This window comes from Devosia sp., from assembly GCF_034675085.1.
GTDB lineage: Bacteria > Pseudomonadota > Alphaproteobacteria > Rhizobiales > Devosiaceae > Devosia.
In genome coordinates this window covers 1-8212 of record NZ_JAUCDN010000145.1, presented here as the reverse complement: position 1 = coordinate 8212, position 8212 = coordinate 1, and the positions used below count along the sequence as shown (strand labels likewise).

The window sequence follows — 8212 nt, the reverse complement described above, 5'->3', positions numbered from 1 at the left end:
TTTTATCGCGTTTCCGAACCGGAAAACCGGTATCCACTTTTCCTGGAAACGCTCTAGGCTTCCGCCGGCTTCTGTGCCGGGCGGCCTACCGTCTTGGCCAGGTCGGCCACGTCGAGGAAGAAATCGGCCTGGCGGCGCAGATCGTCCGAAATCATCGGCGTCGGCGTCTGCAAGGTGGATACCACGGTCACCCGCTTGCCCCGGCGCTGAAGCGAGGCCACCAGAGCGGTGAAGTCGCCATCGCCGGAAAACAGCACCATGTGATCGAAATGGGGCGCCAGCTCCAGCGCGTCCACGCACAATTCGATATCCATATTGCCCTTCACCTTGCGCCGGCCAGTTGCGTCGGTGAATTCCTTGGCTGGCTTGGTGACGACGTTGAATCCATTATAATCGAGCCAGTCGATCAACGGGCGAATGGATGAATATTCCTGGTCCTCGACCAGCGCCGTATAATAATTGGCGCGCAATAGAAACGCCTTGCTGCCGAATTCCGCCAGCAGCCGGCGATAATCGATATCGATGCCGATGGCCTTCGAGGTGGCGTAGAGATTGGCGCCGTCAATGAACAGCGCAACCTTTTCCCGAGGGTCGATTGCCATACCAATATCCCCAAAACATGGAGCGCCAATCACCGGGGCTATATTGCGCGGACTGTAAGAGACGTCCAAATAGCCATCCAGAAATATCAATAAAACGCGCTTTGTTGCGCTATTCGCATGTTTCATTCGGCCCGGCAAGCCGGTCAAACCGTCACAGGGCAGGGAATGGGACTCATCATGATGCAAACCTTGTGCCGCGAGCGGTCTTGGTGTAATGAAGCGCTCAATTCCATAAATTTTGGAGACGTTCGTGGCACGCGTCACCGTTGAAGACTGCATTGAAAAGGTCGACAATCGCTTCGATCTGGTTCTCATGGCCGCCCACCGCGCGCGCATGATTTCGTCGGGTGCGCAGATCACTGTCGCGCGCGACAACGACAAGAATCCCGTGGTGGCGCTGCGTGAAATCGGCGACGGCGCCATTTCGCCCGAGGATCTGCGCGAGGACCTGATCCATTCGCTGCAGAAATATGTCGAGGTCGACGAGCCCGAAGGCCAGGCCGCGCCGCTGGTGGAAAATGCCGGCGACGACGATTCGATCAGCTTCGACACCATCAGCGAAGAAGAACTCCTGCGCGGCATCGAAAGCCTCGCGCCGCCGGAGCGCCGCGACGACTGAGTTGCGTCAACCCTTTATAAGCTTATATGAAAAGAGCGTCCGGCCCCGCGTCGGGCGCTCTTTTCATTTCCGTTGCAGGCGTTAAGCTCGATCCCTCGAGCGAACGGCTAATCCCATGATGCGTCAGTACGAGCTTGTCGAACGCGTTCAGGCCTATAACCCGAACGTCGACGAGCAATTGTTGAACAAGGCCTATGTCTACGCCATGCAGAAGCATGGCTCGCAAAAGCGCGCCTCGGGGGACCCCTATTTCAACCATCCCCTGGAAGTGGCGGCCATTCTCACCGAGCTCAAGCTCGACGACGCCTCTATCGCCGTGGGCCTTTTGCACGACACCATTGAGGATACCGACGCCACTCGCGCCGAGATCGACCAGCTTTTCGGCGCCGAGATCGGCGCGATCGTCGATGGCCTGACCAAGATCGACAGGCTCAATCTGGTTTCGCGCGAGGAGGCGCAGGCCGAAAATCTGCGCAAGCTGCTGCTGGCCATCAGCCAGGATGTGCGGGTGCTGCTGGTCAAGCTCGCCGACCGCCTGCACAATATGCGCACGCTCGAATACATGCCGCCCGAAAAGCGGCAGCGCATCGCCCAGGAAACCATGGACATCTATGCCCCGCTGGCCGGGCGCATGGGCATGCAGGACATGCGCAGCGAGCTGGAAGACCTCTCCTTCCGCATTCTCCAGCCCGATCACCACGCCGCGATCACCGCGCGCCTCGCCGAAATGCAGGCCAATTATCGTGAAGTGATCGCCAGCATTTCGGCGGAGCTGACCGAGCGGCTGGAAGCCGAAGGCATCGTCGCGCGCGTCAAGGCGCGGGTGAAGTCGCCCTATTCGATCTTCTCCAAGATCGAGCGCAAGTCGATCGCCCTCGAACAGCTCTCGGACATGATCGGCTTCCGCGTCATCGTCGGCTCGGTGGAGGAATGCTACCGCACCGTGGGCGTGGTCCATACCAAGTGGAAGGTCGTGCCGGGGCGCTTCAAGGACTACATCTCGGTTCCCAAGCACAATGACTACCAGTCGATCCACACCACCATTGTCGGCCCCGGCCGGCAGCGCGTGGAATTGCAGATCCGCACCGAGGAGATGGATCGCATTGCCGAGTTCGGTATTGCCGCCCATGCCCTCTACAAGGATGGCGCCTCGGCCAATCTGGGCCGTATCGAGATGGAATCGCAGGCCTATGGCTCGCTGCGCCAGACCATCAGTCACCTGACCACCGGCAATTCCTCCACCGAGGATTTTCTCGAATACACCAAGCTGGAACTGTTCCAGGACCAGGTGTTCTGCTTCACCCCGCGCGGGCGCCTGATCGCCCTGCCGCGCGGCGCGACGCCCATCGATTTCGCCTATGCGCTGCATACCGACATCGGCGACACCTGCGTGGGCGCCAAGATCAACGGCTCGATCCTGCCGCTGGTGACGCAATTGCGCAGCGGCGACGAAGTGGAAATCATCCGCGATCAGAACCACATGCCCCCGCTCAACTGGCTCGGAATCGCCGCCACCGGCAAGGCCCGCGCCGCTATCCGGCGCGCCGTACGCCATGCGGGGGTGCAGCGCGCCTTCGCGCTGGGCGAGCACGTGCTCAACATGATGCTGGAGCGCGAAGGCGTCATGCTGGACGAGAGCGAGGCCAAGGCGCTGGCCGAAGCCCTGGCCATGCCCAGCCGGCGCGACCTGCTGATCGCGGTGGGCGAGGGCAAGATCGGCTCCGATCCCCTGGCGGCGGCGCTGGCCCAGCTCAAGGGGCTGCGCAAGCGCCGGCGCAAGCTCGACCTGCCTGTCGCCAACACCGCCGATGGCTGGTTCGCTTTGCGCGCCACCGATCTCTTCCGCTTCCGCGTGCCGGGCGGGCAGAAATCGGGCCCCCGCGCCAAGACGGCGCTGGCCCAGCTCGATTTCCACATGCCGGTCACGGTGTCGGGGGAGGGCGTGGTGCCCGGCGACCGCCTCGTGGGCATCCTTCAGCCCGATGCGCCACTGATGGTCTATCCCATCCATTCCGACGCCCTGATCGACAAGCACGACAGCGACGTGGCCTGGGTAGACGTGCGCTGGAACCTCGTCGGTGGCGAGGACAAGCTGTATCCCACCGTCATCACCATGGAATCGGTCAACAAGCCCGGCTCGCTGGCGCAAATCTCATCGGCAATCGCCGCCTGTGAGGCCAATATCAACAATCTGGTGATGCGGATGATTTCGCCCGACTTTCACCAGATGATTTTCGAAATCGAGGTGCGCGACCTTGCGCAACTCACCGATGTTCTGGCAACGCTCAAGCGCAGTCCCGGCCTCAGCGCCGTGCAGCGTGCCGGCATTCGCGAGGCGGGCATGATTTCCACCCTCGAATGGGACGGCAAGGTCGACCGGAGGTTCAATGATGACGCAAGATGAGGTTCTGGCCATTTTCCGCGAATGCGGCGCCATGCTGGAGGGCCATTTCATCCTCTCCTCCGGGCTGCGCTCGCCGGTCTTCCTGCAAAAGGCGCGCGTCTTCCAATATGCCCGCCAGACCGAAAAGCTGTGCAGGGCGCTGGCCGAAAAGATCCATGCCGATGGCTTCGGCGATGTGACCAAGGTGGTCTCTCCGGCCATTGGCGGCATTATCCCCGGCTATGAGACGGCCCGTCACCTCGATGTGCCGGCGCTTTACACCGAGCGGGTCGATGGCCGCTTCGAATTGCGCCGCGGCTTCGAGATCGCCCCCGAGGACAAGGTGGTGGTGGTGGAGGACATCGTCTCCACCGGCCTCTCCATCCGCGAATGCGTCGAGGCCCTGCGCGCCATCGGCGCCAATGTGGTGGCCGCCGCCTGCCTCATCGACCGCTCCGGAGGCGAGGCAGATGTCGGCGTGCCGCTGGTGAGCCTCATCCAGTACAAGGTCCCGGCCTATCCTGCTGACGCGCTTCCCCCCGAACTCGCCGCCATACCCCCCGTCAAGCCGGGGAGCCGCGGCATTCAGGGGGTCAAGTGATCATCGGCCTTGGCTCCGACCTCATTCAGATCCACCGCGTGGAGGAAACTCTGGCCCGGTTCGGCGAGCGCTTCACCCAGCGTTGCTTCACCGAGATCGAGCGCAGGAAATCCGACCGCCGTGCCCAGCGCGCCGCGTCCTATGCCAAGCGCTTCGCCGCCAAGGAAGCCTGCTCAAAGGCGCTGGGGACGGGGCTGAGCTGGGGCGTCTATTGGCGCGACATGGGGGTGGTGAACCTGCCCTCGGGCAAGCCCACCATGCAGCTGACCAATGGCGCGGCGCGGGCGCTGGCCCGGCTTGTGCCGCCCGGCCACGAACCCCATATCCACCTCACCATCACCGACGATGCCGGGCTCGCCCAGGCCTTCGTCATCATCGAGGCGCTGCCCATCGCCGGGCGATAAGCAAAACTTGATGCTGAAAATCGGCCGGAATTTCCGCTAGGATCGCCGGCCAGAACCTGAATCGCCCGCCCTGGTTGTTGCTTTCCTTGCGCTGGCCCTCTAACGCTGCGGCACCGCCTTTTCCGGGGAAATCCATGAGCCAGCCCGCCGATAAACCTGCCAAGAAGACCATGACCGGTGAACTGGTCGAAACCATCGTGGTGGTGGTGCAGGCGCTGCTGATCGCCATCGTGCTCCGCTCCTTCCTCTACCAGCCCTTTTCCATCCCCACCGCCTCCATGCAGCAGACGCTGATGATCGGCGACTATTTCGTCGCCAACAAATGGATCTGGGGCTACGGCAAGCATTCCTTCTCGCTGGGGCGCTATGGCAATTTCACCGCGCTCGATTTCGAGCTGCCCATTGCCAACCGCATCTTCGGCAGCCTGCCGGCGCGGGGCGATGTCGCCGTGTTTCGTCCGGTTCCGCAGGACATCGAATATATCAAGCGCATCGTCGGCATGCCCGGCGACACCATCCAGATGAAAGAAGGGCGCCTCTATATCAACGGCACCATGGTCGAGCGCGAGGAGATCGGCAAAACCATCGACACCGACAGCGAGGGGCGCTCGGTGGAGGTGACGGTGTATCGGGAAACCTTCCCCGAGGGCACCAGCCACATCATCCAGGAAATCTCCGACAATGGCGGGCTCGACAACACCGCCGAATATGTCGTCCCCGCCGGCCATTATTTCATGATGGGCGACAATCGCGACCGCTCCGCCGACAGCCGCGTGCTCAGCCAGGTGGGCTATGTGCCGGCGGTCAACCTCATCGCCAAGGCCGAGGCGCGCTTCTTCTCCATCAAGGACAATATTCCGCCCTGGCAGCTCTGGCAGTGGCCAGCCAATGTGCGCTGGGACCGCATGTTCCAGACCATCGATCGATGAAACGTGGCGCGCGTGATTCCGAAAAGCTGCAATTCCGGCTGGGCTATCGTTTCGCCGATCCGGGATTGCTCGATCGCGCGCTGACCCATTCCAGCGCCGTTTCGCCCGCCAGGCGCGTCGAGCAATCCTATCAGCGTCTGGAATTTCTGGGCGACCGGGTGTTGGGCCTCGTCGTGGCGGACATGCTCTATGCCCGCTATCCCAAGGCCAATGAGGGCGAATTGAGCCGCACGCTCAACACGCTGGTGCGCAAGGAAACCTGCGCGCTCATCGCCCGAACGCTCGATCTGGGCAGCGAGCTCAATCTGGGCGACAGCGAGGCGCGTACCGGCGGCGCCGACAAGGACGCCATTCTGGGCGACGTCACCGAGGCGGTGATTGGCGCCATCTTTCTCGATGGCGGGCTTGAGAAGGCCTATCAGTTCGTCGAGCGCCTGTTCGAGGAATTCCTGGCCGATGGCCAGGCCAACAAGGCCGACGCCAAGACCACCTTGCAGGAATGGGCGCAGGCGCGCGGGCTCGAACCGCCCACCTATAGCCAGACCGACCGGCGCGGTCCCGACCACGCGCCCGAATTCACCATCACCGTGACGCTGGGCGATTTTCCGACTCTCAGCGCCACTGGCCCCTCCAAGAAGATCGCCGAGCACAAGGCCGCCGAGCTCTTTCTCGTCGCCCAGAAGGTGTGGAAGGAACGCAAATGAACACACCCGCCGAACTGGCCGACACCTCCTGCGGCTTCATCGCCCTTGTCGGCGCGCCCAATGCCGGCAAGTCCACCCTGCTCAACGCGCTGGTGGGCACCAAGGTCTCCATCGTCACCCACAAGGCGCAGACCACGCGCAGCCAGGTGCGGGGCGTGCTGACGCTCGACCAGGCGCAACTGGTGTTCATCGACACGCCCGGCATTTTCGCGCCCAAGCGCCGGCTCGACCGCGCCATGGTCGACAGCGCCTGGACCGGGGCAGGGGATGCCGACCTTGTCGCGCTGATCGTCGACGCGGAAAGGGGCCTGACCCCCGATATCGAAACGCTGCTGGAAGGGTTGGAAAACATCCGCCAGCCGCGCGTGCTCATTCTCAACAAGATCGATGCGGTCAAGCCCGAGAGCCTGCTGGCCCTCTCCCAGACCATCAATGAGCGCCTGCGCTTCGAGGCCACCTTCATGCTTTCGGCGCTCAAGGGCCACGGCGTCACCGATTTCATCGATTGGTGCGTCAAGCATATCCCGCCCGGGCCCTGGCACTTCCCCGAGGACCACCTGACCGACCTCACCATGGCGATCACGGCGGCCGAGATCACGCGCGAAAAGCTGTTCCTGCGCGTCCACGACGAAATCCCCTATAATACGACGGTGGAAACCGAGAGCTTCAAGATCCAGAAGGACGGTTCCTACAAGATCGACCAGGTGGTCTATGTCAGCCGCGACAGCCACAAGAAGATCGTGCTGGGCGCGGGCGGGCAGACCATCAAGGCCATCGGCGCCGAGGCGCGCAGGGAATTGATGGAAATGTACGAAGTGCCCATCCACCTCTTCCTTTTCGTCAAGGTGCGCGAGAAATGGGCCGACGACCCCGAGCGCTATCGCGAGATGGGGCTGGATTTCCCGCATGGAAAGAAGTGACGCGGCATAGGCCATGGAATGGACCGGTGAAGCCCTGCTGATCGGCGTGCGCCGGCATGGCGAGGCCGGGGTTATTGCCGAGGCGATGGTGGCGGGGCGAGGGCGCTGCCTGGGGCTGGTGCGCGGGGGCCGGTCGAGCCGGCTGGCGGCGACCTTGCAGCCGGGAAACACGGTGCAGTTGACCTGGCGGGCCCGGCTCGAAGAGCATCTGGGCCTGTTCACCGTTGAATTGTTGCAAGCGCGCGCCGCCGCGCTGATCGCCGACCGCACGCGGCTCTATCTCAGCCAGGTGGTGTGCGAGCATCTGCGGCTCCTACCCGAGCGCGACCCGCAGGACCGACTCCTGGGCATGGCGCTCGGCCTGATCGACAATCCGCCGGACGGCGTGGCGTTGGCCCGGTTCGAGTTGGCCCTGCTCGAGGAACTGGGCTTCGGGCTGGACCTGGAACGCTGCGCCGCCACCGGCACGACGCAGGATTTGACCCATGTGTCGCCCAAATCGGGCCGCGCCGTCTCCCGCCCCGCTGCCGCGCCCTATCTCGACCGGCTGCTGCCGCTGCCCAGCTTCCTCTTCCGCCGGGGCAATGCGGGCCCCGACGACCTGGCCGCCGCCTTCCGCCTCAGCGGGCATTTCCTCCACGCCCATGTGTGGAGCGCCCGCCATGTCGATCCTCCGCCCATGCGCGATGCGCTGATCGGGCTGCTCTGCGCCGCCGTGTGAGGGAACTTGCTAATATCTTGAGCGGGTTTATCATTTCCCTCCCGAGCAAAGGAGACTCACATGGTCGCTAAGGTGGTTTACTGGGTCAGCACTCTGGCCTTCTGCGCCTTCTATGGCTTGAGCGTGTATAACTACATTTCCGATCCGGCTGCCTCGGCCGCCGGCTATGCCGGTGTGGGCTATCCAGCCTATCTGGTGACGATGATGATCTTCGTCAAAATCGCCGGCATTCTTGCCGTGCTCGTTCGCCGGCCGGTCTGGCTGGCGCAACTGGCCTATGCCGGCTTCTTCTATCACCTGATCCTGGCGTTTTCGGCCCATATCGCCGC

At 63.0% G+C, this 8212-nt stretch carries 10 protein-coding genes; 9 read left to right on the top strand and 1 reads right to left on the bottom strand.

The genetic code is table 11. The features are described 5' to 3' along the window. Positions 1 to 53: 53 nt before the first annotated feature. A complete protein-coding gene (locus tag VDP82_RS10510; RefSeq protein WP_323014799.1) occupies positions 54 to 602 on the bottom strand; it encodes an NYN domain-containing protein in 549 nt (182 codons plus the stop codon). A 250-nt stretch (positions 603 to 852) separates the two neighbouring features. On the opposite strand from VDP82_RS10510, the gene rpoZ reads away from it, so the two are divergent. The 9 genes from rpoZ to VDP82_RS10465 form a co-directional block, all read left to right on the top strand. Continuing rightward, positions 853 to 1221 carry a DNA-directed RNA polymerase subunit omega gene (gene rpoZ, locus VDP82_RS10505; RefSeq protein ID WP_323014798.1) on the top strand — a complete coding sequence of 123 codons (369 nt, stop codon included), beginning with the start codon at positions 853 to 855 and terminating at the stop codon, positions 1219 to 1221. 115 nt (positions 1222 to 1336) lie between these two features. Beyond that, complete coding sequence (locus tag VDP82_RS10500; RefSeq protein ID WP_323014797.1) at positions 1337 to 3625, top strand: bifunctional (p)ppGpp synthetase/guanosine-3',5'-bis(diphosphate) 3'-pyrophosphohydrolase; 2289 nt, start codon at positions 1337 to 1339, stop codon at positions 3623 to 3625. Continuing rightward, a complete protein-coding gene (pyrE, locus tag VDP82_RS10495) occupies positions 3612 to 4205 on the top strand; it encodes an orotate phosphoribosyltransferase (RefSeq protein ID WP_323014800.1) in 594 nt (197 codons plus the stop codon). The genes VDP82_RS10500 and pyrE overlap by 14 nt, the downstream gene beginning before the upstream one ends. Then, positions 4202 to 4609: a holo-ACP synthase gene (gene acpS / locus VDP82_RS10490; protein ID WP_323014796.1), complete on the top strand. Its 408-nt coding sequence runs from the start codon at positions 4202 to 4204 to the stop codon at positions 4607 to 4609. Before pyrE ends, acpS begins: the two co-directional genes overlap by 4 nt. A 134-nt stretch (positions 4610 to 4743) precedes the next feature. Beyond that, entirely contained in the window at positions 4744 to 5538 is a 795-nt protein-coding gene (lepB, locus tag VDP82_RS10485; RefSeq protein WP_323014795.1) for a signal peptidase I, read from the top strand. Further along, entirely contained in the window at positions 5535 to 6242 is a 708-nt protein-coding gene (gene rnc / locus VDP82_RS10480) for a ribonuclease III (protein ID WP_323014794.1), read from the top strand. The genes lepB and rnc overlap by 4 nt, the downstream gene beginning before the upstream one ends. Next, a complete protein-coding gene (era, locus tag VDP82_RS10475) occupies positions 6239 to 7162 on the top strand; it encodes a GTPase Era (protein ID WP_323014793.1) in 924 nt (307 codons plus the stop codon). The genes rnc and era overlap by 4 nt, the downstream gene beginning before the upstream one ends. A 13-nt stretch (positions 7163 to 7175) precedes the next feature. Beyond that, positions 7176 to 7883 (top strand): DNA repair protein RecO, encoded by a 708-nt coding sequence (recO, locus tag VDP82_RS10470; protein WP_323014792.1) that lies wholly within the window; start codon positions 7176 to 7178, stop codon positions 7881 to 7883. Positions 7884 to 7943: 60 nt separating this feature from the next. Then, the coding region (locus tag VDP82_RS10465) for a DoxX family protein (RefSeq protein WP_323014791.1) at positions 7944 to 8212 on the top strand (269 nt) is incomplete at its 3' end.